Below are 24,958 nucleotides of genomic sequence, written 5' to 3'. Positions count from 1 at the left end.
ATGGCAGTTGGGTCAAAGGATCTTGCACCCGCACAGCTGGACGGTTTCGACAACGAGCGTCTCGTTGAAGAACTCCGCAAGTCCAAGGAAGAGCTGTTCAACCTGCGTTTCCAGTCCGCCACCGGACAGCTGGAGAACCACGGTCGTCTGCGCGCGGTAAAGAAGGACATCGCACGCATCTACACCGTTCTCCGTGAGCGCGAGCTGGGCATTCGTGCCGAGGTTGCCGCACCGGTTGTGGAAGCCAAGGAAGAAAAGAAGTCCAAGAAGTCTGCAGCTAAGAAGGCTGAAAAGCCCGCCGAGGCTGAGACCGAGGAGGACGCCAAGTGAGTGAAAAGGACGAGAACGTGACGGAAACTGCTACGGCAGCTACGGCTGAGCAGCGCGGTTACCGTAAGACGCGTCGCGGCTACGTGGTCTCTGACAAGATGGACAAGACCATCGTTGTTCAGGTTGAAGACCGCGTGAAGCACGCCCTGTACGGCAAGGTCATCCGCCGCACCTCCAAGGTCAAGGCACACGACGAGCAGAACACCGCCGGCATCGGCGACCTGGTTGTCATCGCCGAGACCCGCCCGCTGTCCGCCACCAAGAACTGGCGGCTCGTGGAGATCCTCGAGAAGGCTAAGTAACACCCGCAGCATCGCTCCTGGCGGCTGTAATGGAAACCCCCGTTCCCTTTGGGAGCGGGGGTTTCCGCGTTAGTCGGGAACGTCCGACGGCGTTGGGCCGGGTACGTGGGGGAGTGGATCGCCCCCTGCCGGTTGTGATATGGGGATGCCGGGGAAACGTGCTAGGATATTGAGTTTGTATGGCGCCTTTTGTGCGCCGACAGCAAACCTCGTAAACAATCGTGCCACGGCATAGTGCCCCCCTGCGCCTAGACGGGCTGGGAAGCAACTGTTTGTGGCACGGGCGTTTAGGCCTGGTCTGGCAAAATCCAGTCAGGTCAAGAGACACCCCGATCAACCGTTCCGCAAGGCTCATTCCGTAGGAAGATTTTCGGTCTGAGAACCGGCGCGACGCAAGGAGTAAATAGTGATTCAGCAGGAGTCGCGACTCAAGGTCGCCGACAACACGGGTGCTAAGGAAATCCTTACCATTCGCGTTCTCGGTGGATCTGGCCGTCGCTACGCAGGCATTGGCGACGTCATCGTCGCAACCGTCAAGGATGCAATTCCGGGCGGCAACGTAAAGAAGGGCGACGTCGTCAAGGCTGTCATCGTCCGTACCAAGAAGGAACGCCGCCGTGCGGATGGTTCCTACATCAAGTTTGACGAGAACGCAGCCGTCATCCTGAAGAACGACGGTGACCCCCGCGGTACCCGTATCTTCGGACCGGTTGGTCGTGAACTCCGTGACAAGAAGTTCATGAAGATCGTTTCTCTGGCTCCGGAGGTGCTCTAGTCCATGGCTAAGATCAAAAAGGGTGACCTGGTTCAGGTCATCACTGGCGCCAAGGCTGAGCGCGGCGGCGACCGTGGCAAGCAGGGCAAGGTTCTGCGCGTGTTCCCGGAAACCAACCGCGTGCTGGTTGAGGGTATCAACCGCGTAACCAAGCACACCAAGGTCGGCCAGTCGCAGCGCGGCACCAAGACCGGCGGCATCGAGGTTGTCGAGGCTTCCATCCACGTTTCCAACGTGGCTCTGGTTGACCCGTCCACCAAGAAGCCGACCCGCGTCGGTTTCCGCCTCGACACCGTTGAGAAGGACGGCGTCAAGAAGACCGTCCGCATCCGCGTGGCCAAGAGCTCCGGGAAGGACATCTAATGACTGAGACTCTCGAGACTCCGGCAACGAAGATCGTTCCTCGTCTGAAGACCAAGTACGCCGATTCCATCAAGAGCGCGCTTCTTGAGGAATTCAAGTACGAGAACGTGAACCAGGTTCCCCGTCTGGTCAAGGTTGTAGTGAACATGGGTGTTGGAGATGCCGCTAAGGACTCCAAGCTGATCGACGGCGCTGTCCGCGACCTCACCCTGATCACCGGCCAGAAGCCGCAGGTCACCAAGGCCCGCAAGTCGATCGCCCAGTTCAAGCTGCGCGAAGGCATGCCCATTGGTGCACACGCAACCCTGCGTGGCGACCGCATGTGGGAATTCGTGGACCGTCTGGTCACGCTGGCCCTGCCCCGTATCCGCGACTTCCGCGGCCTCAGCGGCAAGCAGTTTGATGGCAACGGCAACTACACCTTCGGTCTGACCGAGCAGGTTATGTTCCACGAGATCGACCAGGACTCCATCGACCGCACCCGCGGCATGGACATCACGGTTGTGACCACCGCCAAGACCGACGACGAAGGCCGCGCGCTGCTCAAGGCGCTTGGTTTCCCGTTCAAAACCGAAGCTTAATTAACTACGTAAAAGGTCCGGCCGCTCTGATCCCACAGGGACAGAACGGCGGAAACCGTTATGAGGAAGGGCAAGTGCCCAAATGACAATGACAGATCCTGTCGCAGATATGCTTACGCGCCTGCGTAACGCAAACTCGGCATACCACGATTCCGTGTCTATGCCTTACAGCAAGCTCAAGGCTCGCGTTGCTGACATCCTGAAGGCCGAAGGTTTCATCGCCGGCTGGAAGGAAGAGGACGCTGAAGTCGGCAAGAAGCTGACCCTTGATCTCAAGTTCGGTCCGAACCGCGAGCGTTCAATCGCGGGTGTCCGTCGCATCTCCAAGCCGGGTCTCCGCGTTTACGCGAAGTCCACCAACCTGCCGCACGTGCTGGGTGGCCTGGGTATCGCAATTCTGTCCACCTCTTCCGGCCTCCTGACTGACAAGCAGGCCGGCAAGAAGGGCGTGGGCGGCGAAGTCCTCGCCTACGTCTGGTAACGGGAAAGGAAGAGAATAATGTCACGTATTGGACGTCTCCCCATCACCGTTCCTGCCGGCGTTGAGGTCAAGGTTGACGGCTCTGTCGTCAGCGTCAAGGGTTCCAAGGGCGAGCTGAGCCACACTGTGGCCAGCCCGATCGAGGTTGCGCTGGAAGACAGCACCCTGACCGTCACCCGCCCGAACGACGAGCGGGCCTCCCGTTCGCTCCACGGCCTGACCCGCACCCTGATCTCCAACATGATCCAGGGCGTCACCGCAGGCTACGAGAAGAAGCTTGAAATCGTCGGTACCGGTTACCGCGTTCAGGCCAAGGGATCTGACCTTGAGTTCGCTCTCGGCTACAGCCACCCGGTCAACGTTTCGGCTCCGGCTGGCATCACCTTTGCAGTAGAGGGACCGACCAAGCTCTCTGTCTCAGGCATCAATAAGCAGCAGGTCGGCGAGGTTGCTGCCAACATTCGCAAGCTGCGTAAGCCTGACCCGTACAAGGGCAAGGGCATTCGCTACGCGGGCGAAGTCATCCGCCGCAAGGTCGGAAAGGCTGGTAAGTAACCATGGCCATCGCCATTAACAAGAAGCGTACGAACAAGAGCAAGTCTGCTTCACGCAGCCGCCGCCAGCTTCGTATCCGCAAGCGCATCTCCGGAACGGCTGTACGTCCTCGCCTGGTCGTCAACCGCTCCGCACGCCACGTATTTGTCCAGGTTGTCGACGACACCATTGGCCAGACCGTAGCGAGCGCGTCCACTCTGGAAGCTGACCTTCGTGCATTCGACGGTGACAAGACCGCCAAGGCCAAGCGCGTTGGCGAGCTCGTCGCCGAGCGCGCCAAGGCTGCCGGCGTCGAAGCTGTTGTCTTCGACCGTGGTGGTAACAAGTACCACGGCCGGATCGCCGCCGTCGCTGACGGTGCACGCGAAGGTGGGCTGTCACTGTGACCGAAGCAAACAAGGAAAAGGACACTGTGTCTGCAGAAGAAAAGGCCCCCGAAGCCGCAGCTGCTGAGACCACTGCCCCCGCTGCCGATGACCGCCGTGGTGGCGCCCGTCGCGGCGAGCGTGGCGAGCGTGGCCAGGGCCGCGGCGACCGCGGTGGCCGTGGCGGCCGCGATGGCGGACGTGAAGCCGAGAAGAACCAGTTCGTAGAGCGCGTTGTCACCATCAACCGCGTTTCCAAGGTCGTCAAGGGTGGTCGTCGCTTCAGCTTCACCGCACTCGTCGTCGTTGGTGACGGTAACGGTATGGTCGGCGTCGGCTACGGCAAGGCCAAGGAAGTTCCCGCTGCTATCGCAAAGGGCGTTGAAGAGGCCAAGAAGTCCTTCTTCCGCGTTCCCCGCGTCGGCAGCACCATTCCTCACCGCGTTCAGGGTGAAGCCGCTGCTGGTGTCGTAATGCTGCGTCCGGCTTCCGCCGGTACCGGTGTTATCGCCGGTGGTCCGGTCCGTGCAGTACTGGAGTGCGTGGGCATCCACGACATCCTCTCCAAGTCGCTCGGTTCCTCCAACGCCATCAACATCGTTCACGCGACCGTTGATGCCCTGAAGCGCCTCGAAGAGCCGGCAGCCGTGGCAGCACGCCGCGGCCTGCCCCTCGACGAGATCGCTCCGCCGGCACTGGTGAAGGCTCTGATGAACCAGAAGGCAGGTGTCTAAGTTATGGCTAAGAACCTGACTCCCTCCGACGCCCAGTTGGAGATCACCCAGATCAAGGGCGTCATTGGCGCCAAGCAGAACCAGCGCGACACCCTTCGGTCGCTCGGCCTCAAGCGGATCGGACACACCGTTGTCCGCACCGCTGACGCCGTGACCGTCGGAATGCTCAACACGGTTCCGCACCTCGTGAATGTTGAGGAGGCGAAGTAATGGCAGAGAAGAACACGGCCGAGAAGGCCGAGACCGCCGCTGCTGAGAAGCAGAGCGCTCTGAAGGTTCACCACCTGCGTCCCGCCCCGGGTTCCAAGACCGCCAAGACCCGTGTTGGTCGTGGTGAAGGTTCCAAGGGTAAGACCGCCGGTCGCGGTACCAAGGGTACGAAGGCCCGCTACCAGATCAAGGCTGGCTTTGCCGGCGGCCAGTTGCCGCTGCACATGCGCCTGCCGAAGCTGCGCGGCTTCAAGAACCCGTTCCGGGTTGAGTTCCAGGTTGTAAACCTGGACAAGCTCAACGAGCTGTTCCCGGAAGGTGGCGCTGTCACCGTGGAGAACCTGGTCGAAAAGGGTGCCGTTCGCAAGAACCAGCCCGTGAAGGTGCTTGGCACCGGCGACATCACCGTCAAGGTTGACGTCACCGTTCACGCATTCTCGGCCAGCGCCGCTGAAAAGATCGCTGCAGCCGGCGGAAGCACCACCGCGCTCTAAGGGATTCTGTCCCAGAGCCGGTGGGCAACAGCCTGCTGCGCAAACTCCCGGCACGGGGGCCGAGGCCCCTGTGCCGGGAGTTTTTTCATACCTATTGGGTCTTCCGGATTGTTCGCATGCCGCAAACACCGGTTAGACTCGGTTGTTGGGTTTATAGACCTGCATCAAGAGACTTATTAACAACTGAGGAGGACGCTTGCTAAGCGCATTCGGCCGGGCGTTTCGGACGCCTGATCTGCGACGCAAGTTGTTGTTCACGCTGGGAATCATCACAATCTTCCGCTTGGGAGCCTTCATCCCCTCGCCTGGTGTGAGCTACCAGAATGTCCAGCAATGCTTGTCGAACGGGCAGACCCAGGGCGGGATCTACCAGCTCGTCAATCTTTTCAGCGGCGGTGCATTGCTGCAGGTCTCCATCTTCGCCCTGGGAATCATGCCGTACATCACGGCGAGCATCATTGTGCAGCTTCTGCGTGTGGTCATCCCGCGTTTCCAGCAGCTGTATGAAGAGGGCGCCTCCGGGCAGTCCAAGCTGACGCAGTACACGCGGTACCTGACGATCGCCCTTGGCCTGCTGAACGCCACGACGCTGGTGTCGCTGGCGCGATCCGGCCAGCTGCTGCCCGGCTGCAACCTGCCGATCATCCCTGACCAGAGCGTCATCACCACGATCCTCATCGTCATCACGCTGACGGCCGGCACCGGCCTAATAATGTGGATGGGTGAGCTCGTGACCGAGAAGGGCGTCGGCAACGGCATGTCGCTGCTGATCTTCACGGCCATCGCTGCAGGCTTCCCCACTTCGCTGGGCGCCATCTGGTCCGCCCAGGGCCCGGGCACGTTCTTCATCGTGCTGGCCATCGGCCTGCTGACGGTTGCCCTGGTGGTCTTCGTTGAGCAGTCCCAGCGCCGCATCCCGGTGCAGTACGCCAAGCGGATGATCGGCCGCCGCACAGTGGGCGGCACCAGCACCTACATTCCCATCAAGGTGAACATGGCCGGCGTCATTCCCGTCATCTTCGCTTCCTCGATGCTCTACCTGCCGGCGTTGATCTCGCAGTTCAACCAGCCGAAAGCGGGGGAGTCCATCCAGCCGTGGGTTGAGTGGATCAATAACAACCTGACCCGCGGTGACCACCCCATTTACATGGTGATGTACTTCGCCATGATCGTTTTCTTTACCTACTTCTATGTCGCGATTACCTTCAACCCTGAAGAGGTCAGCGACAACATGAAGAAATACGGCGGCTTCATTCCGGGTATCCGTGCCGGCAAGCCGACCGCGGATTACCTGCAGTACGTCCTGTCGCGGATCACGCTGCCCGGCGCCTTCTACCTTGGCTTCGTGGCACTGATCCCGCTGGTGGCGCTCGTGCTGATCAACGCAAACCAGAACTTCCCGTTCGGTGGCACCTCGATCCTGATCATGGTGGGCGTTGGCCTGGAAACCGTCAAGCAAATTGACGCGCAGCTACAGCAGCGTCACTACGAAGGGCTATTGCGATGACCAGAATGTTGATTATCGGACCACCGGGTTCGGGCAAGGGCACGCAGGCGGAACGCATCTCAGAACGCCTCGGCGTCGTTGCGATCTCCACCGGCGACATCTTCCGCGCCAACGTCAAGGGCGAGACCCCGCTTGGCGTTGAGGCCAAGAAGTACATGGACGCCGGGGACTTTGTCCCGGACAGCGTGACCAACAAGATGGTCCGCGACCGTCTGAGCGACGGCGATGTCGAGGACGGCTTCCTGTTGGACGGCTACCCGCGCACCACCGCCCAGGTTGACTACCTGGACCAGATCCTGGCCGATGGCGACCAGAAGCTGGACGTCGTCCTGCAGCTCACTGCCGATGACGAGGAGCTCGTGGCCCGCCTGCTGGGCCGCGCGAAGGAAACCGGACGCAGTGACGACAACGAAGCCGTCATCCGCCACCGCCTGGACCTTTACCACGAGCAGACCGAAGCCGTCGTGGCCAAGTACGCCGAACGCGGCATCCTGACCCAGGTTGACGGCATCGGCCAGATCGACGAGGTCACCGACCGCGTCATGCAGGCGATCAAGGAAGCTCAGGCCGCCTGAAATTAGTTGCAACGCTGCGAGGCTCCTCCCGGACCATGGGGAGGGGCCTCCGGCATTTAGCCCCGCGCTTTTGGTCCCGCATCAGGCAACCAGAACGGCGAGGCACATTGAGAGGAAAAACCGCTGATGGCATTCGGCCAGCCACGGATTGAATACAAGACCAACGCCCAGATGCGCACCATGCACGAGGCCGGGCTCGTCCTGAGCCGCGCCCTCGACGCGGCCGTGGCCGCGGCAGCCCCGGGCGTCACCACCCGGCAGCTCGACGAGGTCTTCGCTGCGGTGCTGCTCGAGGCGGGCGCCAAGTCCAACTTCCTGGGCTACCACGGGTTCCCCGCCACCATCTGCACGTCGGTCAACGAGGAAGTGGTCCACGGCATTCCGGGCGACAAAGTCCTGCAGGATGGGGACATCATCTCGATCGACGGCGGCGCGATCGTCAACGGCTGGCACTCCGACTCGGCGCGGACTGTGATCGTGGGAACGCCGGACCCGGAGGACCAGCGTCTCTCCGACGTCACCGAGACGGCCATGTGGCACGGCATCGCCGCCCTGGCCAAGGGCAAGTTCGTGGGCGACATAGGCGCGGCAGTGGACGACTATGTCTCCTCGGTTCCGGGTAAGCCCCTCGGTATCCTCGAGGACTATGTGGGCCACGGCATCGGCTCCGAGATGCACATGGCCCCCGACGTCCTGAACTACCGCACCAGCCACCGCGGTCCAAAGATCCGCCCCGGCCTGTGCCTGGCCATCGAACCGATGCTGGTGCGCGGCGGCATCGAGACGGCAGTGCTGGAGGACGACTGGACCGTGGTCACCACCGACGGCAAGCGTTCGTGCCAGTGGGAGCATTCCGTGGCCGTGCATGAGAAGGGCATTTGGGTACTGTCGGCGCCCGACGGCGGCGCGGCCAGGCTCGCGCCCCTCGGCGTGGTGCCGGTCCCGATTCCCAACTAACTCGCACTTGTTGTCGTTATGGACCCTGAAAACGACCACAACTGCTAGTTAGTTGGGTGAGGCACAATGGGAGCCATGGGACCGAGTGACGGAGCCGCGGCGCAGGGAAAGATCACCGATGTGCCGGGCGTGCGTGTGGGGCACCAGCAGAAGTCCGACGGCGGGTGGTTGACCGGGGTGACCGTGGTGCTGCCCCCTGCGGGGACAGTCGGTTCGGTGGACGTCCGCGGGGGAGGACCAGGCACCCATGAGACCGATGCCCTGGACCCCACCACCCTGGTGCGGACTGTGGACGCCGTGGTGCTCACCGGCGGCAGCGCCTACGGCCTGGTCACCGCACACGGCGTCCAGCGCTGGTGCGAGGAGCAGGGCCGAGGCTTCGCCGTGACGGGAGGGGTGGTTCCCATCGTTCCGGCGGCCGCCATCTTCGACCTCGGCCGCGGCGGCGATTTCAGCGCCCGCCCGGATGGGGCCATGGGCTACGCGGCGGCCGTGGCCGCCGGCGTACAGACGGAAGGGCACGACGTCGAACGCGGCAACGTGGGAGCCGGCACCGGAGCCGTCATCGGACGCGGGAAATACAAAGGGGGAGTGGGCACAGCCTCGGTCACCCTGGAGAACGGCGTGGTGGTCGGTGCCCTGGCTGTGGTCAATGCCCTGGGCCTGCCGGTTGAGCCCGCCGAAACCGGTCGCGGTGTTTTCGACAAGCTCAATCAGCCGCCGCTCAACACCACGCTCGTCGTCGTCGCCACTAACGCGGTGCTGGATGTGGCCGAGTGCAAGCGGACCGCCTCGGCTGCCCACGCGGGATTGGCGCGGGCGTTGAATCCGAGCCACACCCTGGCTGACGGGGACACAGTGTTCTGCCTCGCCACCGGGGGCCAAGAGCTGGACAGGAGTACGGAAGCCGCCCGGCAGGTAAGCCTCATTACCCTGCAGAGTGCGGCAGCCGACGTCGTACGTTTGGCCATCCTGGACGGGATCAGCAGCGCCCAGGCGGTAACAACTCCTGCGGGCGAATTTGCTGCATACGGGATCAATGTGCGCTAACATGGCTGGATTTAACTTTCCGGGCCTAATGCCGTAGAGTTGCATGTTGGTTGTCTGCCCTGCCACGCCCATTTGTGGGCCGGAGGACGACGATCAATCAAATCAAAAAACGTCCGCAGTCATGCCCGGCGCCAGCCGGAGGTCTGTGGCAAACAACAGTTAGCGGAGGATATGGCCAAGAAGGACGGGGTCATTGAGATCGAGGGCGTAGTGACTGAGGCGCTGCCCAACGCGATGTTTCGTGTTGAGCTCACCAACAAGCACGTCGTCCTTGCACACATCTCTGGGAAGATGCGCCAGCACTACATCAGGATTCTCCCTGAGGACCGCGTAGTGGTGGAGCTGAGCCCTTATGACCTGACACGTGGTCGTATCGTCTACCGCTACAAGTAAACGTTGGGCGGCCAAGGCAATTGCCTAAGGCCGCTCCATCGGCCCAACTGCTATCACGCAAAGGAACGCCATGAAGGTCAAGCCGAGCGTCAAGCAGATCTGCGAAAAGTGCAAAGTGATCCGCCGTAACGGCCGGGTCATGGTGATCTGCGAGAACCCGCGCCACAAGCAGCGCCAGGGCTAATTCCCGTCAGGGAATCCCTGGGTTGCTAACCCACGCAAGTAAATAAAGGCAGCACAAGCTGAACTGGGACGCATGGGCCCGGACAGCTAACCCCCGGTCGGAGGCTGGGGCCGCACTGAAAGTGCGGGTGTACTGCCTACGACCTCCGGTTTATTCAAGGAGTACGCCACTATGGCTCGTCTCGCTGGCGTAGACATTCCCCGCGAAAAGCGGCTGGAAATTGCGCTTACTTACATCTACGGCGTGGGCAAGACCCGTGCACACGAAACCCTGGCTGCCACCGGCATCAGCGCTGACGTTCGGGTCAAGGACCTGACGGATGCGCAGCTGGTAGAGCTGCGTGACTACATTGAAGGCAACTACAAGGTTGAGGGTGACCTTCGCCGCGAAGTAGCAGCAGATATCCGCCGCAAGGTTGAAATCGGCAGCTACGAAGGCCTGCGTCACCGCAAGGGCCTGCCCGTACGCGGTCAGCGTACGAAGACCAACGCTCGTACCCGCAAGGGCCCGAAGCGTACCGTCGCCGGCAAGAAGAAGGCCCGCTAAACCCCATTTGCCTGACGGCAAATGTGGGACCAGCACGGCCTTCCCCCAAAATAACTTTCTGTAGGAGAAGAAATGCCCCCGAAGACTCGTGGCGCGGTTCGCAAGCCGCGTAAGAAGGACAAAAAGAATATCGCGCTTGGCCAGGCGCACATCAAGAGCACGTTCAACAACACCATCGTGTCCATCACGGACCCGAACGGTGCTGTGATTTCCTGGGCTTCCGCCGGTGAAGTTGGATTCAAGGGCTCGCGTAAGTCCACCCCGTTCGCTGCGCAGATGGCTGCCGAAGCCGCCGCCAAGCGTGCACAGGAGCACGGCCTGAAGAAGGTTGACGTGTTCGTCAAGGGACCGGGTTCCGGACGCGAAACCGCCATCCGTTCGCTGCAGGCTGCCGGCCTCGAGGTTGGCTCCATTCAGGACGTCACCCCCGCCGCGCACAACGGCTGCCGTCCGCCGAAGCGCCGCCGCGTCTAAGTATTTTCCGCAGCCGGAGCTTGCCCGGACCCGTTTCGGGTCCGGGCAAGCCCGCCGCGTTAAGTCCTCAGACCGATTTTCCACCACCTGTGTTGCGTCATATAGCGGATGCTCGCCGAAAGGAAACCTAAGTGCTCATTGCACAGCGCCCCACCCTCTCCGAAGAGGTCGTCTCCGAAAACCGCTCCCGGTTCATCATTGAACCGCTGGAGCCGGGCTTCGGTTACACCCTCGGAAACTCCCTCCGCCGTACCCTGCTCTCCTCCATCCCCGGTGCCGCTGTAACCAGCCTCCGGATCGATGGCGTGCTGCACGAGTTCACGACGGTTCCGGGTGTCAAGGAAGATGTCACCGAGATCATCCTCAACATCAAGAACCTGTCTGTGTCCTCCGAGCACGACGAGCCGGTTGTTGCTTACCTGCGCAAGCAGGGCCCCGGAGTCGTCACCGCCGCGGACATTGCTCCGCCGGCCGGCGTCGAGTTCCACAACCCGGATCTGCACATTGCCACGCTGAACTCGAAGGGCAAGTTCGAACTCGAACTGACCATCGAGCGCGGCCGCGGCTACGTTTCGGCAGCTCAGAACAAGTCCGGCGACGCAGAGATCGGCCGTATTCCGGTTGACTCCATCTACTCGCCGGTGCTGAAGGTTACTTTCCGCGTGGAAGCCACCCGTGTTGAGCAGCGCACCGACTTCGACAAGCTCATTGTCGACGTCGAGACCAAGCAGGCCATCGCCCCGCGCGATGCCGTTGCTTCCGCTGGCACGACCCTGGTGGAACTGTTCGGTCTGGCCCGCGAGCTGAACACCGCAGCTGAGGGTATCGAGATTGGCCCGTCGCCGACGGATGCTGCCCTGGCAGCAGACATGGCTCTGCCGATCGAGGATCTGGACCTCACCGTCCGTTCCTACAACTGCCTCAAGCGTGAGGGCATCCACACCGTGGGTGAACTCGTTGCCCGCTCCGAGGCTGACCTGATGGACATCCGCAACTTCGGTGCGAAGTCCATCGATGAGGTCAAGGCAAAGCTGGTTGAACTGGGTCTGTCCCTGAAGGACTCGCCTCCCGGTTTCGACCTGGCAGCCCGCGCCGCAGCCATCGAAGAGGACGACGCCGCGTTCAGCGACGACGAGCTCTAACAAGCAGATCTTGGCCGAGGGGCTGGCCAGCACCGCGTTGTGCGCAGCCTCCCGGCTTCCATATGAGGAGAAACAATTATGCCTACCCCCACTAAGGGTCCGCGCCTCGGAGGCGGCCCGGCTCACGAGCGTCTCATGCTCGCGAACCTGGCTTCCGCACTGTTCGAGCACAAGCGGATCACCACCACGGTCACCAAGGCCAAGCGCCTGAAGCCGTACGCAGAACGCCTGGTCACCTTCGCCAAGCGTGGCGACCTCGCTTCCCGCCGCCGCGTTCTCGGCCTGATCAGCAACAAGGGCGTCGTCCACGAGCTGTTCACCGACATCGCGCAGGCTGTGGAGAACCGCAGCGGCGGCTACACCCGCATCACCAAGATCGGCAACCGCAAGGGCGACAACGCTCCCATGGCTGTCATCGAGCTGGTTCTCGAGCCGGTTTCCGCCAAGCAGGCCGTTGTAGCCGAGGCCACCCAGGCTGCTGCCACTGCTGCTCCGGCCGCTGAGGAAGCTCCCGAGGCAGAGGTCGTCGAGACCGAAGCTGCAACCGAAGAGGCTCCCGCCGCTGAGGAAGCTCCGGCTGAAGAAGCTGCTGCTGAAGAGGCTCCGGCCGAGGAAGCTGCCGCTGACGAGGCTGCTGCCGACGAGGCCAAGGACGCGAAGTAATTCGCTAAATCCTTCGCATAGACTTGAGTCTATGACCCACCAAAAACCCGCTGCCCCCGTTTTGGGGGGCGGCGGGTTTTTGCGTATCCGGCTCGATTTGGCGTACGACGGCGGCCCGTTCAGCGGGTGGGCAGTGCAGCCGGGGCTGCGTACCGTTCAGGGAGTTCTGGAGGACGCGCTGGCGCTGCTGCTCCAGCGGCCGGTGCGCGTCACGGTGGCCGGACGCACCGACGCCGGCGTGCACGCCCGTGGCCAGGTGGTCCACCTGGACCTCACCGAAGCCGAGTGGCTGGGACTGAACCGTGGTGCGGCCGTCGATCCCGCCGTCGCCCTTCTGCGCCGCCTGAGGGGCACGCTCAGCCGCGGGCTGGGGGACCAGACCGGTGCAATCATGGTGCACCACGCCGCCGTCGCCCCTGAAGGGTTCGACGCCCGTTTCTCCGCCCTGTGGCGCCGCTACAGCTACCGCATCGCGGACGGCCCGGAGACGTGGGATCCGCTCGGCCGCTACCACACGCTCTGGCACAAAACGCCCCTGGACGTGGACCTGCTAAACGAAGGCTCGGCGCAGCTGCTGGGCCTGCACAACTTCCTGTCCTTTTGCAAGCCGCGTGAAGGTTCCACCACCGTCCGGGAGCTGCAGCGCTTCGAGTTTTCCCGCGGGCAGGACGGCGTCATCGTCGTCACGGTCCAGGCCGACGCCTTCTGCCACAACATGGTCCGCGCCCTGGTGGGGTCCGCCCTGTACGTCGGGGAGGGGCAGGAACGTCCGGAGTGGCTGCACGAGCGGCTGCTGGCGAGGAAACGCGATGCCCGCTCTGTCCTTGCCGCGCCGCACCCCCTGGTGTTCGAGGAAGTGGCCTACCCCTCCGACGGCGAACTGCTGGCCCGGGCAGAGCTCACACGGGCGGTGCGCCAGTAAGATTTGTGCCGCTGTTTTTGGCATATGCTAAGCGCATAACAATCAGTGAGTAGACGGCGTGCCGTCTACTCGGATGTGGTCCGGGACTGGAGAAGCAGGGAATCCAAAGCGTCAGTGTTCACACTAAAGTGACCCTCGTCGTGGATGAGGATGCCGAGCTCCTGTAGCACTGCAAGGTGCGGCAAGGCTTCCTGTGTCGAACATCCGATTGATTCTTCGATCTCTTTGCCGGTATGCCAGTTCCCGGCTCTGATGCTTCTCAGGATGGCCATTCTGGGTGCCCGTTTTATCGCGTTCAGCGCGTGCAGGGCATTCCCGCGGCTTCCGCTGGCCGGCTCAGGATTCCGGATCAGTGCATTGTGCATGTTGTCCTCTCATTTCCTGCACCGCAGACCCGGGGAATCAGCTGAAGCAGGAGCGTCACTCTATAGACCAGACCGCGGCGGATTCGTGACGCTAGTGGTTGCACGTGGATGATGGCTGTGCATCGCAGCTCTAAATGGCCTTCTTTCCGCAGCGCAAAGTGGCGCTCTTAGCAGTGGCGCCAACATCGGTCTTCTACCACTGCGATTCACAGATGAGGGTCCCGAAAATCCGTCCGCCGTCACGAAATGCGCTGCGGCCGGTACTTAACTGCGACGGTTTCGTTGGAGACGGGGCATGCAGGCTCCGCATTCGTGTTAGGAGAACGCCATGGCCGCTAGTTTTGAACTGTACCTGGACGGGGACGGCTGCCACAGGTTCCGACTGGTCGCAGTGGACGGTTCGCAGATGCTCACCTCGGAGGCTTACGCCCATGAGGATGCCGCGATTGCGGGTATCTGGGCCGTGCGAGAAGTTGCGGTCGCCGGGAGCATTGTGGATCTCACCGGCCCAAACGCCGATGCCTGAAGACAACCCGTGTTAGCAGGTCATCAGCGAAGGTGTTACCACCGGCTTTATCCGGTTAGTAGATCTCAGTGATGTGTGACCACACCGCTCGCCAAGCGCCATCGGTCAGCTCATAGGTGTCCGTGTGCCAGTAGCTGGCTTGGGGCATAGGAGATCCTCCCAAGATCACTTCGCGGCGTGCCCGACACCGCAGGACGGCGGCGTGCCCGTGAAATCGTACCGAGATCTCCCCGGGCTCCCACAGCAGGTACTTGACAGTTCCGGACTCCACTGCGGAGAGATACTCATCCCGACTCATGTTCTGGCCTATCGCCGTGATGATCTGAAAGGCCGGGCTGTGAAGTAACCGGGCGACGGCTATATCTCCCGAGACCAGAGCCTGAATCCGGGCTCGCTCGACTGAGCGAAGCTGCTCTGTTGGATCTGCCAGCGGGTTGTTCATTGTTCCTTTCATCCGGCCGACTGCGAACTTTCCGAGAAGGCCGACGACAAGTTGGCTTATATCTTGGCATGACGGGGGGAGTGGCAAGGTTCCAGCGGCCTTCTTGCTGTTTCCGTTCGGTCCGGGCGCCGAATGCGGGCGCGATTGGGAGCGCTGCTGACAGTAATCAGCATTGTCACCGGCCGGCTATTAGATGATTTTATGAAGAAAATTCGGAAGAAAGCCTGCGTGTGAGTAAGATCACTACGAGGGGGATAGGGCACAGTCTCGGCGTGGAGGGCATGTGGAAATGATCCGCCTAGGTACAGCGACGGCTTTGATGTGAGCGCTCACCAGCCGGGCGCCGAGCAGGATGTCGCCTCCTGATGCAGGTGCCGGACCCGGACGGGGAGGCCGCAATTGTCCGAGCCAGCGCCGCAGCGGACCCTCATGCAATGACGATGCTGCACCTGCAACATTGGGATGCCGGCGTTGCCTTTGCCTACAGCCTTACCAGGGATCACAACGACGCTGAAGACCTGGCGGCACATGCCTTCCTCAAGGTCCTGTCCGCTATCCGGTCAGGGAAGGGCCCCACAGGTCCCTTTCGTCCCTACTTTTACCGTGCCATCCGTACCAGCACAGCGGATCACTGGCGCAGGCGAAGCTACGAATACGCCGTGGAACACGTCCCCGAAGCTTCTGCCGAAGACGGTGGATATGCCTATGTGGACGGAATGGGTGAACGTGAAATGGCGGCCCGCGCCTTCTCCAGCCTTCCCCAGCGATGGCAGCAGGTCCTCTGGCACGCGGATGTGGTTGGGCTCCGGCCGCGGCAACTGGCGCCGATTCTGGAAATCGAGGCTAACGCCGTTTCTGCGTTATTGCGGAGGGCACGCCGTGGGCTGCGCGAAGCCTACCTCGTTGAATATGTCGGGAGCGCTGCCGGCGAACAATGCCGGAAGTATCTGCCGCTTCTTGCCCGTATGGTGATGGATACGGCCTCGCGCCGAGAGATTCTTAGGGCGAATCTGCACCGCCGGACCTGTTCGGACTGTACAGCGGCCGTGCATGGCCTGCGTGAAGTGCATTCAGGCATGCGGGTTGCCGGCACCCCAATAGCCTTGGGGGCGGTGGTTTCGATGCACGCTGCGGGCCACTTTGGTTCTGGCACATCCCTTCACGGGTTTCTTCATGCCTCTGGCGCAGCCGGTCTTGTGGAGCGATTGGCCACCCCCACGGACGTGAAGAAGGCGATCTTCGGCTGGGCCGTGCCAGTGCTGCACGCGCTGGCGCGCACGTTGGGGCTTCGGTAGCCGGCGGGCGACACTGCCGGTTGACTATGTGCGATTCGGGCCGGGGACTGGCGATGCCTCACGCGGCCTCAGAGATCTGAATGGTTTGCTATCCGTATGGCACCAAAGCCACAGGGTCTCCCTCTGTTACGAATATGCGGCCCATCCCGGAGTCCAGCAAGATCCACAGTGTCGTACCGTCGTGCGTTCGCTCGTGGACCGTTCCGGTGCGGCTGTAGCTTCCGTTGTGGATGACCTTGATGCGATCACCAGGATTGAACATGCGCCACAACCGGGCCTGACCTGTCGGCGTCAGCGGTTCGTCGTACGGACGCCGTTGTGCTGCCGGCTGTTTCGCCGGTTTCTTCTGGCCCTTCAGGAAACGGCTGTTGACGATCATTAGGGTCCTCCAACTGTGAATCATCGAGTCGTGGTGATGACCCTCCGCCCGATCCGAGTGGTTACTTCTTCAGACCCTCACTGGCTCGGACGAGGTGTCACTGAACATAACCGGCGTAGGAGGATTTCCTGACGCGAAGGAGGAGGCAGGCGTCACGATTCGCCTGCCCACCAGTGACATGGATGTTCGAGGACGCTCCCCGGATATATCTACAGTCATCGAGTTGGATGAGCTCCTTTGGTACCTTGAGGCTTAAGCGCTCAGCTGATGGGCGCGCTGACCGCGATGAAGCCCCCTTGCGGGTCGCGAATGACAGCGCTGCGAAATCCCGGCGTGCTCATCGGCGGCATCAACAGCGTGCCGCTCAGGTCCACGGCGTGCCCGGCGAAGAAGTCCGCGTCGCGGACAGCAAAGTTGACACTCCAATGCGGCGGGACCGCGACCCCGTCGGTCGCCGTCACGACCGCCACCACTTCGCCTGCGCGTCTCCACAGAGAGAAGGCGGCGTCCGGCTCCGACCCGAGTTCCCAGTCGAACAGGGCGCCGTAGAAGGCCCGCGCCTGTTCGATATCAGTGGTGTGCAGCGAGCTCATTGCCCAGGAGTTGGGCTCATTGGCGACCCGATCGCCGTCGCACGCGCCATCCTGGCACAGGCAGAACGGGACGCCTGTGGCGTCGGCAAGCACAGCAAGGCGCCCATCTGAGCCGGCCCCAAACGGTCCTGCCAGCAGCGTGCCTCCCGCCTGTTCTGCACGAGCGAGTGTCTGCGCGACGTCGTCGACCCGTACGTAGGTGCTCCACACCGCCGGTGACAGCGGCGGCGCCTGGCCGATCCCGGCCACCAGCCGCCCGCCGAGGCGCGCAGCGAAGTAGTCGCCCTCGAGCCCGGCCGGCATCGGCGTTGGATCATCAAAAGTCCAGCCAAAAAGTGGACCGTAAAAGTCCATGGCAGCCCGCGGATCTGGCTGGAAAGTGTCGACCCGGCAGGGCACGCCGATGGAGTATGTGTCTCGCGATGTCATAGGGATGCACTTCCGTTCGGTGATCGTGCCGTTAATTCCGGTGAGGCCGAGCTCGGAATGGACCTCGGCTACGACGGCCGATGTCGTAGAGGTAGTCGTCCAAGTCCTTCGCAGTGTCTTTTGTATCAGCACGGACGAGGTCACCGTCAGTGTCAGCGATGACGAAGGTGCGTCCGAGTTCTTGGGGAGTGCCCCGTTTGGGCGGGCTCGACTAGTAGGCTGAGACGCAGTCTTTAATCATGCTGTCCTTACAGGGGGTAAGGGATGAATGATCGTCGCGTCGTTGTCGTTATCGATCGGGATGAGGAAGTCCGGTCCTTGTTGCGGTCGACGCTCGGGGAAGCCGGATTCGAAGTGCACTGCGCTGCCACCGGCGAATCCGGGCTGGCGCTGGTGCGGGCCAAGCAGCCGGACACTGTCACGCTGGACCTGGTGCTTCCGGACACCGACGGCTACGACATACTGCGGCGCATCCGCGAGTTCAGCCACACCTACATCCTGATTATCACCGCGCGGGGCGACCTCCGGGCCACCCTGAAGGCGTTCGACGCCGGGGCGGATGATTACATGGTCAAGCCCATCCGGCCACGGGAGCTCCGGGCCCGCGTTGACGGCATGCTGCGCCGGCCCCGGCACCTGACCGTCCCGCCGATCGTGACGCCCCGAGAAGCGCCCCTGGTCTCGCCGCGGCTGCGGGCCTCAGTGACGAGGGAGACCGTGCCGGCACCCGCTATGGCCCAGGGCGTTGTTGCGGCCCGGGGCTATGAGCACCGCTACGAGCACAAGGGCCTCGAGATCGACAGCGCATCCCGCGCCGCCACCCTCGGAGGGCGTGCGCTGCAGCTAACCCGCACCGAGTTCGACCTGCTGCACATCCTCCTGCAGCGCGGTAGCGGTGTGGTCACCAAGACGGAACTCGTCGGGCTTCTGGGCCTTGTGAAGCGGGAATCAGGTAACCCGGAAGTCGGCGTGGTCGGGACGCGGGACCCCGGCCGGATCATCGAAACACACATCGGCAACCTGCGCCGGAAGCTGGGTGACGACGCGCGGAAACCACGCTGGCTCAAGACGGTCCGGGGTGCTGGCTACACACTCGCGTAGCGGTAAGCGGCGCACGCCTCTGATGCGCCCCTTCAAACGGGGGACACGCCGGAAAGTTACAAGAAAATAACAAGGCGCCAGGCGCACAGTTGGAACATGAAATCCGTAACAAGCGACGATGTCGTCGCAGTCCGTGGCGTCCTTACCGATACGCATCCGGTTGATTTCTATGCGCTTGGCGTCGCGGGGGCGATTGACCGTTTGGCCCTCCCGCTGCGCGAACGCGGGACCACCGTGCACCTTGAGGCGCCCCATCATGGAATGGAAGTGGACAGGAAGTCCGCCACGCTGCTCTACCGGGCAGCGCAGGAACTCCTGAGCAACATCCATAAATTTGCCGGAGCGTCCTCCGTGACAGTCCGGCTGTGCTGCGTCTGCCGATCAGGGGACAATCATGCTGTCCAGCTCCGTGTGACCGACGACGGCGGCGGGTTCGACGTGGAGGCCGCCACCCATGGCCGGCACTCGGGCATGGGGCTGCGGCTCATGCGCCTTGCTGTCGGTTCCGCGGGCGGCAAGATGGCGATCGAGTCGGCTCCCTCGGCGGGAACGACCGTCACCGTGACCCTGCCGCTGGACTAGGTTCTGGTTAGGATTCCGGGGCGCCCTCAGCCGGCAGCATGAGGGTGAAGGTGGTGCCTGCGCCGGGCTTGCTGGCGCAGGAAATGGCACCGCCGTGCCGCTCCACGATGGTCTTGGTAATGGACAGGCCCAGCCCCACCCCAGGAATGGCGGCCTGGCGCGCCGCCTGGGTGCGGAAGAATCGCGTGAAGACTTGCGATGTTTCCTCTTCACTGATGCCCATGCCAGTGTCCTGGACCGTCAGCTGCACCCAAGAGTCACTGCGCCGGGCACTCACGGTGACTTTGCCGCCGTCGGGAGAGTATTTGACGGCATTGGACACCAAGTTGTCCAGAGCTTGACCGATGCGGAGCGGGTCAGCGTGCGCCCACAGCGGCGCCGGGACGTCGGTGGCCAGGAAGACGTTGCTGGCGTCGGCCTGCGCCTGGACGGAGCCGATGCTGTTCTCGATCAGCCCTGCCAGGTCGGTCCGGCGAGGATGCACAGCCAGGACGGCAGACGCCGACACAAGCAGCTCGGAGACCAGGGAAAGCAGCCGTTCGGCATTGCGCTGCACCACTTCCAGCCGGTGCACGGAGTCGGGGGACAGGCCGTCCGCTTCATCCAGCACCAGGTCAACATTGCCCAGGACTGACATCAGCGGACTGCGGAATTCGTGGGAGACGTTGGAGATCAGCTCTTCCTTGGCGGAGAGAGCCTCCACCAAGCCTGTGACGTCGGTGTAGGCGATGACCGCCCCACTGAACCCGCCGTCGTCGTTCTTGATGACCCGCGCGGCCGTGGAGACGGCCTTTTGCGAGGATCCCTCGCCCAGCCACACCAGGTAATCGGCGAAAGTCTCTCCGGCAACGGCGCGTCGGATGGGGCGCTTGTCCAGCGGAAGCGGGGTCACCCGGTCCTGGCCGAACATGAGCTGCTGTGCCTCCAGCGGCTGCTCCGTGCCGGCGGGGGCCGCCGCCTGCCGGAAGGTTTTCTGCTGGTCGTTGACCAGAACCTTCTGGCCGTCCGCATCCACGGCCACAATTCCAACGTCGGTGGTGTCCAAGATGGTCTTGAGCAGCCGTTCACGGTTTCTGCTTTCCACGAGCAGTTCGCGGAGTTCAGCGTCCTTTTTCTCCAGCCTCTGGCGCTGCAGCCGCACATTGGCGCTGGCGAACCTGATTGCCAGCGATACGGCCAGCATCATTAGCGGAAGCAGAAATGCGGTGGCAATGTCGGAAGGTGAAGTGTTGGGAAACTTTTGCACCAGTGTCGGAGAGGAGATGAGCAAGGTGCCGAAAAAGCTTAGGAAGATAGTGGTCCGGGCGAAGGCCCCGGAGCTGGACAGCCAGATCACCGGAAATATCGCCAGAACTCCCAGCCCGGCTACGGCAGGGACCGCGCCATTACGGGCGAGTCCGATGACCACCAGATCCAGCACCGGAATTACCAGATAGGCGTTGGCTGAAAGCCGCTCCCAGGGAACCAGAAAGCAGGCAAGAAACAACGCCATCATCATGATGATGGCCGCAATAAACACGCCGCTCTCAATGAGCGTCGGCCAGACAGCGGGGGCGGCAATCGCCAGCGCGGCGAGAATGACCGTCACCGGGAGCTGGCAGAGCGCCACCTGGATGCGGGGCTGCAGCCGGCGGAAGAATCGGTCCGTGTCACGGACCAGCACGTGCTCACCCAATGCGGCTGCGCCCGGTGCTGGCCTGCTCTTCCAAATTCCGAGACCGCTCGTGGTTATACGAAGACATGATGCCCATTATGCACACCTATTCTTTGGTATTTGGAGGGGCGGCGCTGGTGTCCGGTGTACCTCTAAAAGATATGGGTAATTTTCGCTCTTCGAGCCCTTCTACGTTGTAGCGTAGGTAATCTGGTAACGCTTACCGCATTGCGCTGGGCTGTGCGGTGGTTTTACCTGGATAGAGGTAGTGGTGGGTGATCTTGGTGTTGCCGTGGTCATCGAGGATGATGTGGACGTTCGGAATCTCCTCGACGCGGTTTTGCAGCAGGCTGGTTTTGAGGTGCACTCGGCAGGGACCGGGCGTGACGGGGTTGATGTGGCCAGGCAGCGCCAGGCGAACGTAATAACTCTCGACGTCGGTCTTCCGGACATTGACGGTTTTGAAGTCCTTCGGCGCATCCGGCAATTCAGTGACGCCTACGTTGTGATGCTGACCGGCCGGGATGAGGAGCTTGACACCATCACGGCACTCCAGGGCGGAGCGGACGACTACATCGTCAAGCCCTTCCGGCCGCGGGAACTGCGGGCGCGGATAACGGCGATGCTGCGCAGGCCCCGGGTTGCTGCCGGTGATGATGCTCCGACTCCTGCCGAGTCCGGGCCGGTTGGCTCCGCCGGGCCCGCCGGTTCGCGCCGGGGCGCCGTGTTGCAGCACAACGGGCTGGCACTCGATACCGAAACCCGGACCGTCGCCCTGGGCGGCACGCCGCTGGGGCTGACCCGGAGCGAATTCGACCTGCTGCACGAGCTGCTGAAGGGAACGGGCGCGGTGCGCACCCGGGCCGATCTGGTGCGCGTGGTGCGGGGCGAGTACTACGGCGAGGACACCTACATCAGCGAAGCCGACGAAAGGGCCGTCGAGGTCCACATCGGCAACCTGCGCCGCAAGCTCCGGGAAGACCCGCAGGATCCGCGGTGGCTGGTCACGGTGCGCGGCGTTGGCTACCGGTTGGCGCCGAAGCGGGCGGAGTAGGGTTTAGGCGTCCGGCAGCGGCGCTCAGACCTCCGGCGGGAGATAGCCCAGCCTCAGGCCGCTGACGGTCTGTTGGCCGGTGAGCGCCACGCACGGCAGCATCTGCCGGGCCGCCTGCAGGTCTCCGTGTTTGACGAGCTGTTCCAGGTCCACCGCCAGCTTGGCCAGCCGTGCGGCGCCCACCATCAGGGCTGAATTCTTCAGGCTGAGCACGGCGTCCATGGCGGCATCCGCGTCGTCGTTTTCAACCGACGCTTCGAGGTAGCTCCGGCGCTTGTCCCAGATCCTTATATAGTCCCTGGCGAAGTTGTGCGCCACGCCGGTGCTGCCCATGTCTTCTTCTAGGTCGTGAAGGACATCCAGGTTTAAGACGGGCAAGGTGGCACGCTCCGATTCGTTGTAAAGCATGCCATCATGGCTCGCAGGCGCCGGAAGGCAGACGCCGTTGGCGTTGCTCTCGGCTGTTCCGGAACCTGAAATGGACATGTCTTAAGGCTACTTTCTGAGGTTGGGAAAACCCTGATTAAGCTTGGATCTTGTGGAAATTCTGCGGGTACCTTGTGGTGGGTAAATCCTGCGGAAGTCCGCGAACCTTACTGGTTGGCGAAGGTCGCGATGGTGTTGATGACGCCAGGGCCGAGGATGGCAATGAATAGGACTGGGAAGATGAAGAACAGCAGCGGGAAAAGGATGGTGACCGGGAGCTTCATTGCCTTCTCCTCGGCACGCTGGCGGCGCTTGACCCGCATAACCTTGGCCTGGACACGAAGGACGCGGCTAATGGCAATGCCGTACGTGTCCGCCTGGACCACGGCCTGCACAAAGCTGCGCAGTTCCGGAATATTGGTGCGTTCGGCCAAGGCAAGATAGGCTTCGCGGCGGCTCCGGCCCGCCTGCATGTCCTGCAACGTGCGGACCAGTTCCTCCGCCAGGGGTCCCTTGCCGTTTTCGCCGGCACGGGACATGGCGCCTTCAAAGCCGAGCCCGGCCTCAACGGAGATCAGCATCTGGTCCAGGGTGTTGGCGAGCTCCAACTGCATGGCCTTTTGCCTCTCTTGGCCCTTGCTGTAGGGCATCCGGTCCGGGATGAAGTGGGGCCGCAAGCTTGACATCTCCCATGCCAATGCCGTTTGGCGAGATCAGGGCCAGAATCAGGAAAATGACGAACAGGATGGCCGCCCCAGTGGCCGCGCGGAGCAGTTCGGCCCACTCTGCCGTGGCTGAACTGCCCAAAACCAGGAGCGCCAGGCCGGCCACCAGCAGTGTGAGCACGAGGGGATTCGGCAGTAGATGATGGGCCACATCAATGCGGGCCAGCTGTACGCCGACGACAGCCAGCACTAGAAAGGCCGGCAGGGACACCAGTCCATTCCGAACCGCAGCGCAAGCGGCGCAGAGCGCTCCGGTGAGTGCCGCCGCCGCAAGTCTTGTGCGCGCGCCCGGCAGGCCCCCGAGGCGGGGGAGGGCTCGGTGGATGAGGTGTTCAGCAAGCAGGCTCAGTAAAATGCCAAGGAGCGCCATGGCCAAGGCAAAAAGCGGCCAGGCGCCGGCGGCGATACCTGCTGAAGACACGTGCACTCCTCGGTGGAAGGGCCCGGCGCTGGCGCAGGACTCCACGACCCCGGCCACCGGATACCCCAATTTTGACCCCGGCGGCCGGTTCGCGCTATTCTTGGTAGTCGTTGTGCGTGTCCTTTCTCGATGATGCGTGCCCGCTGAGAATCCGGTTGCAGGATAACTACTCCTCGGGCACATTCGGGACTCCAGGACCACTGGATTCATAGAGCCCTCACCTCTGTTCCGGTAACGCATAGATAGTAGGTGCACACCCTTACGTGACACCTAAACAAGAACGCCAGAACAAGAACGAGGCAAACACCGTGCGTACGTACACTCCGAAGCCCGGCGATATCAACCGCCAGTGGCACGTCATTGACGCCACCGACGTTGTCCTTGGTCGTCTCGCCAGCCAGACCGCAATCCTGCTGCGCGGCAAGCACAAGGCCACCTTCGCTCCCCACATGGACATGGGCGATTTCGTCATCATCATCAACGCTGAGAAGGTTGCCCTCACCGGCGCCAAGCTCGAGCAGAAGCGCGCCTACCGCCACTCCGGTTACCCGGGCGGCCTGACCTCCGTCAACTACGCGGAACTGCTGGAATCCAACCCGGTCCGCGCCGTTGAGAAGGCCATCAAGGGCATGCTCCCCAAGAACTCCCTCGCTGCACAGCAGCTGGGCAAGCTGAAGGTCTACCGCGGTGCAGAGCACCCGCACGCCGCCCAGCAGCCCAAGACTTTCGAAATTTCCCAGGTCGCCCAGTAGTCCTGGCCACCAAACAACTTATCTATACAAGGAGAACCGTGGCTCAGAACGAAGAGACCACCGAAGCCGTCGTGGCTGAGGAAACCCTGACCAGCTACACCTCGGAAAGCGGTCCTGCGGAAGCAGAAGCGCCGAAGAAGGAACGCCCGGCACTGACCGTCGCCGGCGCAGCAGTTGGCCGCCGCAAGGAAGCCGTCGCACGCGTTCGCATCGTGCCCGGAACCGGCAAGTGGACCATCAACGGCCGCGAGCTGGACAACTACTTCCCGAACAAGCTGCACCAGCAGGACGTCAACGAGCCCTTCAAGATCCTCGATCTTGACGGTGCCTACGACGTCATTGCCCGCATCCACGGTGGCGGCATTTCCGGCCAGGCCGGCGCCCTGCGCCTCGGCATCGCCCGTTCACTGAACGAGATCGACACCGAGAACAACCGCGCCACCCTGAAGAAGGCCGGTTACCTGCGCCGTGACGCCCGCGTCATCGAGCGTAAGAAGGCCGGTCTCAAGAAGGCCCGCAAGGCTCAGCAGTACTCGAAGCGCTAAATCCGCTTGCAAGCGCCGTCAGGCGCTTCCGGAAGCCCGTTCCGCCGGTTGGCGGGGCGGGCTTCT

General features: G+C 62.6%; 35 protein-coding genes and 1 pseudogene. 29 read left to right on the top strand and 7 right to left on the bottom strand.

What is annotated here, in order from left to right; genetic code table 11:
• The 23 genes from rpmC to J7I85_RS12775 all read left to right on the top strand — a co-directional run bounded on the left by rpmC (nt 1) and on the right by J7I85_RS12775 (nt 14,494).
• Nucleotides 1–330 carry a 50S ribosomal protein L29 gene (gene rpmC / locus J7I85_RS25540; protein ID WP_003803792.1) on the top strand — a complete coding sequence of 110 codons (330 nt, stop codon included), beginning with the start codon at nt 1–3 and terminating at the stop codon, nt 328–330.
• Complete coding sequence (gene rpsQ / locus J7I85_RS12880; RefSeq protein ID WP_076801234.1) at nt 327–632, top strand: 30S ribosomal protein S17; 306 nt, start codon at nt 327–329, stop codon at nt 630–632. Before rpmC ends, rpsQ begins: the two co-directional genes overlap by 4 nt.
• Before the next feature lie 406 nt (nt 633–1,038).
• Nucleotides 1,039–1,407, top strand: a complete 369-nt coding sequence (rplN, locus tag J7I85_RS12875) for a 50S ribosomal protein L14 (RefSeq protein WP_003803789.1) — start codon at nt 1,039–1,041, stop codon at nt 1,405–1,407.
• A gap of 3 nt (nt 1,408–1,410) precedes the next feature.
• A complete protein-coding gene (rplX, locus tag J7I85_RS12870; protein ID WP_102973687.1) occupies nt 1,411–1,770 on the top strand; it encodes a 50S ribosomal protein L24 in 360 nt (119 codons plus the stop codon).
• A complete protein-coding gene (gene rplE, locus J7I85_RS12865) occupies nt 1,770–2,351 on the top strand; it encodes a 50S ribosomal protein L5 (RefSeq protein WP_003803769.1) in 582 nt (193 codons plus the stop codon). Before rplX ends, rplE begins: the two co-directional genes overlap by 1 nt.
• 82 nt (nt 2,352–2,433) lie before the next feature.
• Entirely contained in the window at nt 2,434–2,832 is a 399-nt protein-coding gene (rpsH, locus tag J7I85_RS12860) for a 30S ribosomal protein S8 (RefSeq protein WP_015937843.1), read from the top strand.
• 18 nt (nt 2,833–2,850) lie between these two features.
• Nucleotides 2,851–3,387, top strand: coding sequence for a 50S ribosomal protein L6 (rplF, locus tag J7I85_RS12855; protein ID WP_214852275.1), 537 nt, complete (start codon nt 2,851–2,853; stop codon nt 3,385–3,387).
• 2 nt (nt 3,388–3,389) lie between these two features.
• Nucleotides 3,390–3,773 carry a 50S ribosomal protein L18 gene (gene rplR / locus J7I85_RS12850; RefSeq protein ID WP_003803763.1) on the top strand — a complete coding sequence of 128 codons (384 nt, stop codon included), beginning with the start codon at nt 3,390–3,392 and terminating at the stop codon, nt 3,771–3,773.
• Nucleotides 3,770–4,486, top strand: a complete 717-nt coding sequence (gene rpsE / locus J7I85_RS12845; protein ID WP_214852274.1) for a 30S ribosomal protein S5 — start codon at nt 3,770–3,772, stop codon at nt 4,484–4,486. Before rplR ends, rpsE begins: the two co-directional genes overlap by 4 nt.
• 3 nt (nt 4,487–4,489) lie before the next feature.
• A complete protein-coding gene (rpmD, locus tag J7I85_RS12840) occupies nt 4,490–4,696 on the top strand; it encodes a 50S ribosomal protein L30 (protein ID WP_102973684.1) in 207 nt (68 codons plus the stop codon).
• Nucleotides 4,696–5,190, top strand: coding sequence for a 50S ribosomal protein L15 (rplO, locus tag J7I85_RS12835; protein ID WP_214852273.1), 495 nt, complete (start codon nt 4,696–4,698; stop codon nt 5,188–5,190). Before rpmD ends, rplO begins: the two co-directional genes overlap by 1 nt.
• 196 nt (nt 5,191–5,386) lie before the next feature.
• A complete protein-coding gene (gene secY, locus J7I85_RS12830; protein WP_214852271.1) occupies nt 5,387–6,697 on the top strand; it encodes a preprotein translocase subunit SecY in 1,311 nt (436 codons plus the stop codon).
• Between the two features lie 5 nt (nt 6,698–6,702).
• Nucleotides 6,703–7,272 (top strand): adenylate kinase, encoded by a 570-nt coding sequence (locus J7I85_RS12825; protein WP_214852289.1) that lies wholly within the window; start codon nt 6,703–6,705, stop codon nt 7,270–7,272.
• A gap of 126 nt (nt 7,273–7,398) precedes the next feature.
• A complete protein-coding gene (gene map / locus J7I85_RS12820) occupies nt 7,399–8,229 on the top strand; it encodes a type I methionyl aminopeptidase (protein WP_214852270.1) in 831 nt (276 codons plus the stop codon).
• 75 nt (nt 8,230–8,304) lie between these two features.
• Nucleotides 8,305–9,279: a P1 family peptidase gene (locus J7I85_RS12815; RefSeq protein ID WP_214852269.1), complete on the top strand. Its 975-nt coding sequence runs from the start codon at nt 8,305–8,307 to the stop codon at nt 9,277–9,279.
• A gap of 171 nt (nt 9,280–9,450) precedes the next feature.
• Nucleotides 9,451–9,672, top strand: a complete 222-nt coding sequence (gene infA / locus J7I85_RS12810) for a translation initiation factor IF-1 (protein ID WP_011775571.1) — start codon at nt 9,451–9,453, stop codon at nt 9,670–9,672.
• 70 nt (nt 9,673–9,742) lie between these two features.
• Entirely contained in the window at nt 9,743–9,856 is a 114-nt protein-coding gene (gene rpmJ / locus J7I85_RS12805; RefSeq protein WP_009358722.1) for a 50S ribosomal protein L36, read from the top strand.
• A 171-nt stretch (nt 9,857–10,027) separates the two neighbouring features.
• Nucleotides 10,028–10,402: a 30S ribosomal protein S13 gene (gene rpsM, locus J7I85_RS12800; protein WP_003803743.1), complete on the top strand. Its 375-nt coding sequence runs from the start codon at nt 10,028–10,030 to the stop codon at nt 10,400–10,402.
• 72 nt (nt 10,403–10,474) lie between these two features.
• Nucleotides 10,475–10,876: a 30S ribosomal protein S11 gene (gene rpsK / locus J7I85_RS12795; protein WP_011692779.1), complete on the top strand. Its 402-nt coding sequence runs from the start codon at nt 10,475–10,477 to the stop codon at nt 10,874–10,876.
• Between the two features lie 131 nt (nt 10,877–11,007).
• Entirely contained in the window at nt 11,008–12,018 is a 1,011-nt protein-coding gene (locus J7I85_RS12790; RefSeq protein WP_190608220.1) for a DNA-directed RNA polymerase subunit alpha, read from the top strand.
• Between the two features lie 78 nt (nt 12,019–12,096).
• On the top strand, nt 12,097–12,681 hold the full coding sequence (rplQ, locus tag J7I85_RS12785; protein WP_214852268.1) for a 50S ribosomal protein L17: 585 nt from the start codon (nt 12,097–12,099) through the stop codon (nt 12,679–12,681).
• 31 nt (nt 12,682–12,712) lie between these two features.
• Complete coding sequence (gene truA, locus J7I85_RS12780; RefSeq protein WP_214852267.1) at nt 12,713–13,603, top strand: tRNA pseudouridine(38-40) synthase TruA; 891 nt, start codon at nt 12,713–12,715, stop codon at nt 13,601–13,603.
• 693 nt (nt 13,604–14,296) lie between these two features.
• Nucleotides 14,297–14,494: a DUF1508 domain-containing protein gene (locus J7I85_RS12775; protein ID WP_214852264.1), complete on the top strand. Its 198-nt coding sequence runs from the start codon at nt 14,297–14,299 to the stop codon at nt 14,492–14,494.
• Nucleotides 14,495–14,549: 55 nt separating this feature from the next.
• Here the strand turns inward: J7I85_RS12775 and J7I85_RS12770 are convergent, their stop codons facing one another.
• Entirely contained in the window at nt 14,550–14,936 is a 387-nt protein-coding gene (locus tag J7I85_RS12770; RefSeq protein WP_214852262.1) for a nuclear transport factor 2 family protein, read from the bottom strand.
• Between the two features lie 434 nt (nt 14,937–15,370).
• On the opposite strand from J7I85_RS12770, the gene J7I85_RS12765 reads away from it, so the two are divergent.
• Entirely contained in the window at nt 15,371–16,231 is an 861-nt protein-coding gene (locus tag J7I85_RS12765; RefSeq protein ID WP_214852260.1) for an RNA polymerase sigma factor, read from the top strand.
• Nucleotides 16,232–16,319: 88 nt separating this feature from the next.
• Here the strand turns inward: J7I85_RS12765 and J7I85_RS12760 are convergent, their stop codons facing one another.
• Together J7I85_RS12760 and J7I85_RS12755 are read right to left on the bottom strand one after the other, a co-directional pair.
• Nucleotides 16,320–16,610, bottom strand: coding sequence for a hypothetical protein (locus tag J7I85_RS12760; RefSeq protein ID WP_214852258.1), 291 nt, complete (start codon nt 16,608–16,610; stop codon nt 16,320–16,322).
• A 260-nt stretch (nt 16,611–16,870) separates the two neighbouring features.
• Nucleotides 16,871–17,632, bottom strand: a complete 762-nt coding sequence (locus J7I85_RS12755) for a VOC family protein (RefSeq protein WP_214852256.1) — start codon at nt 17,630–17,632, stop codon at nt 16,871–16,873.
• A 264-nt stretch (nt 17,633–17,896) separates the two neighbouring features.
• Here J7I85_RS12755 and J7I85_RS12750 point away from each other — a divergent pair, with 264 nt between their 5' ends.
• Both J7I85_RS12750 and J7I85_RS12745 read left to right on the top strand, forming a co-directional pair.
• On the top strand, nt 17,897–18,733 hold the full coding sequence (locus J7I85_RS12750; RefSeq protein ID WP_214852254.1) for a response regulator transcription factor: 837 nt from the start codon (nt 17,897–17,899) through the stop codon (nt 18,731–18,733).
• Between the two features lie 96 nt (nt 18,734–18,829).
• Nucleotides 18,830–19,315 (top strand): sensor histidine kinase, encoded by a 486-nt coding sequence (locus tag J7I85_RS12745; RefSeq protein WP_214852252.1) that lies wholly within the window; start codon nt 18,830–18,832, stop codon nt 19,313–19,315.
• Between the two features lie 7 nt (nt 19,316–19,322).
• On the opposite strand, the gene J7I85_RS12740 is transcribed toward J7I85_RS12745, so the two are convergent.
• A complete protein-coding gene (locus J7I85_RS12740; protein WP_308159477.1) occupies nt 19,323–20,978 on the bottom strand; it encodes a HAMP domain-containing sensor histidine kinase in 1,656 nt (551 codons plus the stop codon).
• Between the two features lie 262 nt (nt 20,979–21,240).
• Between J7I85_RS12740 and J7I85_RS12735 the strand changes: the two genes are divergently transcribed.
• A complete protein-coding gene (locus J7I85_RS12735) occupies nt 21,241–22,023 on the top strand; it encodes a response regulator transcription factor (RefSeq protein ID WP_214852250.1) in 783 nt (260 codons plus the stop codon).
• Nucleotides 22,024–22,047: 24 nt separating this feature from the next.
• Here the strand turns inward: J7I85_RS12735 and J7I85_RS12730 are convergent, their stop codons facing one another.
• From J7I85_RS12730 to J7I85_RS12720, 3 genes and pseudogenes are all read right to left on the bottom strand, one after another.
• Nucleotides 22,048–22,509, bottom strand: coding sequence for an Hpt domain-containing protein (locus J7I85_RS12730; protein WP_214852249.1), 462 nt, complete (start codon nt 22,507–22,509; stop codon nt 22,048–22,050).
• Between the two features lie 107 nt (nt 22,510–22,616).
• Nucleotides 22,617–23,117 (bottom strand): annotated as a pseudogene (locus tag J7I85_RS12725) (type II secretion system F family protein); the annotation flags it as partial.
• Nucleotides 23,014–23,595 (bottom strand): A24 family peptidase, encoded by a 582-nt coding sequence (locus tag J7I85_RS12720; protein ID WP_214852248.1) that lies wholly within the window; start codon nt 23,593–23,595, stop codon nt 23,014–23,016. The gene J7I85_RS12720 and the pseudogene J7I85_RS12725, both read right to left, overlap by 104 nt.
• A gap of 308 nt (nt 23,596–23,903) precedes the next feature.
• Between J7I85_RS12720 and rplM the strand changes: the two genes are divergently transcribed.
• On the top strand, nt 23,904–24,347 hold the full coding sequence (gene rplM / locus J7I85_RS12715) for a 50S ribosomal protein L13 (protein ID WP_011692756.1): 444 nt from the start codon (nt 23,904–23,906) through the stop codon (nt 24,345–24,347).
• A 38-nt stretch (nt 24,348–24,385) separates the two neighbouring features.
• A complete protein-coding gene (gene rpsI, locus J7I85_RS12710) occupies nt 24,386–24,892 on the top strand; it encodes a 30S ribosomal protein S9 (protein WP_214852247.1) in 507 nt (168 codons plus the stop codon).
• Nucleotides 24,893–24,958: the final 66 nt, after the last annotated feature.

This window comes from Arthrobacter sp. ISL-65 (assembly GCF_018613795.1).
In the GTDB taxonomy this organism is placed as follows: domain Bacteria; phylum Actinomycetota; class Actinomycetes; order Actinomycetales; family Micrococcaceae; genus Arthrobacter.
Note: the sequence above shows the minus strand (reverse complement) of the source record. Positions and strands in the feature narration are given on the sequence as shown.

What these genes read in the sequence shown, in the direction of transcription:
- rpmC (WP_003803792.1), top strand. Translation starts at nt 1, where the DNA reads ATGGCAGTTGGGTCAAAGGATCTTGCACCCGCACAGCTGGACGGTTTC.
- rplX (WP_102973687.1), top strand. Translation starts at nt 1,411, where the DNA reads ATGGCTAAGATCAAAAAGGGTGACCTGGTTCAGGTCATCACTGGCGCC.
- rplE (WP_003803769.1), top strand. Translation starts at nt 1,770, where the DNA reads ATGACTGAGACTCTCGAGACTCCGGCAACGAAGATCGTTCCTCGTCTG.
- rpsH (WP_015937843.1), top strand. Translation starts at nt 2,434, where the DNA reads ATGACAATGACAGATCCTGTCGCAGATATGCTTACGCGCCTGCGTAAC.
- rplF (WP_214852275.1), top strand. Translation starts at nt 2,851, where the DNA reads ATGTCACGTATTGGACGTCTCCCCATCACCGTTCCTGCCGGCGTTGAG.
- rplR (WP_003803763.1), top strand. Translation starts at nt 3,390, where the DNA reads ATGGCCATCGCCATTAACAAGAAGCGTACGAACAAGAGCAAGTCTGCT.
- rpmD (WP_102973684.1), top strand. Translation starts at nt 4,490, where the DNA reads ATGGCTAAGAACCTGACTCCCTCCGACGCCCAGTTGGAGATCACCCAG.
- rplO (WP_214852273.1), top strand. Translation starts at nt 4,696, where the DNA reads ATGGCAGAGAAGAACACGGCCGAGAAGGCCGAGACCGCCGCTGCTGAG.
- J7I85_RS12825 (WP_214852289.1), top strand. Translation starts at nt 6,703, where the DNA reads ATGTTGATTATCGGACCACCGGGTTCGGGCAAGGGCACGCAGGCGGAA.
- map (WP_214852270.1), top strand. Translation starts at nt 7,399, where the DNA reads ATGGCATTCGGCCAGCCACGGATTGAATACAAGACCAACGCCCAGATG.
- J7I85_RS12815 (WP_214852269.1), top strand. Translation starts at nt 8,305, where the DNA reads ATGGGACCGAGTGACGGAGCCGCGGCGCAGGGAAAGATCACCGATGTG.
- infA (WP_011775571.1), top strand. Translation starts at nt 9,451, where the DNA reads ATGGCCAAGAAGGACGGGGTCATTGAGATCGAGGGCGTAGTGACTGAG.
- rpmJ (WP_009358722.1), top strand. Translation starts at nt 9,743, where the DNA reads ATGAAGGTCAAGCCGAGCGTCAAGCAGATCTGCGAAAAGTGCAAAGTG.
- rpsM (WP_003803743.1), top strand. Translation starts at nt 10,028, where the DNA reads ATGGCTCGTCTCGCTGGCGTAGACATTCCCCGCGAAAAGCGGCTGGAA.
- rpsK (WP_011692779.1), top strand. Translation starts at nt 10,475, where the DNA reads ATGCCCCCGAAGACTCGTGGCGCGGTTCGCAAGCCGCGTAAGAAGGAC.
- rplQ (WP_214852268.1), top strand. Translation starts at nt 12,097, where the DNA reads ATGCCTACCCCCACTAAGGGTCCGCGCCTCGGAGGCGGCCCGGCTCAC.
- truA (WP_214852267.1), top strand. Translation starts at nt 12,713, where the DNA reads ATGACCCACCAAAAACCCGCTGCCCCCGTTTTGGGGGGCGGCGGGTTT.
- J7I85_RS12775 (WP_214852264.1), top strand. Translation starts at nt 14,297, where the DNA reads ATGGCCGCTAGTTTTGAACTGTACCTGGACGGGGACGGCTGCCACAGG.
- J7I85_RS12770 (WP_214852262.1), bottom strand. Translation starts at nt 14,936, where the DNA reads ATGAACAACCCGCTGGCAGATCCAACAGAGCAGCTTCGCTCAGTCGAG.
- J7I85_RS12765 (WP_214852260.1), top strand. Translation starts at nt 15,371, where the DNA reads ATGACGATGCTGCACCTGCAACATTGGGATGCCGGCGTTGCCTTTGCC.
- J7I85_RS12760 (WP_214852258.1), bottom strand. Translation starts at nt 16,610, where the DNA reads ATGATCGTCAACAGCCGTTTCCTGAAGGGCCAGAAGAAACCGGCGAAA.
- J7I85_RS12755 (WP_214852256.1), bottom strand. Translation starts at nt 17,632, where the DNA reads ATGACATCGCGAGACACATACTCCATCGGCGTGCCCTGCCGGGTCGAC.
- J7I85_RS12750 (WP_214852254.1), top strand. Translation starts at nt 17,897, where the DNA reads ATGAATGATCGTCGCGTCGTTGTCGTTATCGATCGGGATGAGGAAGTC.
- J7I85_RS12745 (WP_214852252.1), top strand. Translation starts at nt 18,830, where the DNA reads ATGAAATCCGTAACAAGCGACGATGTCGTCGCAGTCCGTGGCGTCCTT.
- J7I85_RS12730 (WP_214852249.1), bottom strand. Translation starts at nt 22,509, where the DNA reads ATGTCCATTTCAGGTTCCGGAACAGCCGAGAGCAACGCCAACGGCGTC.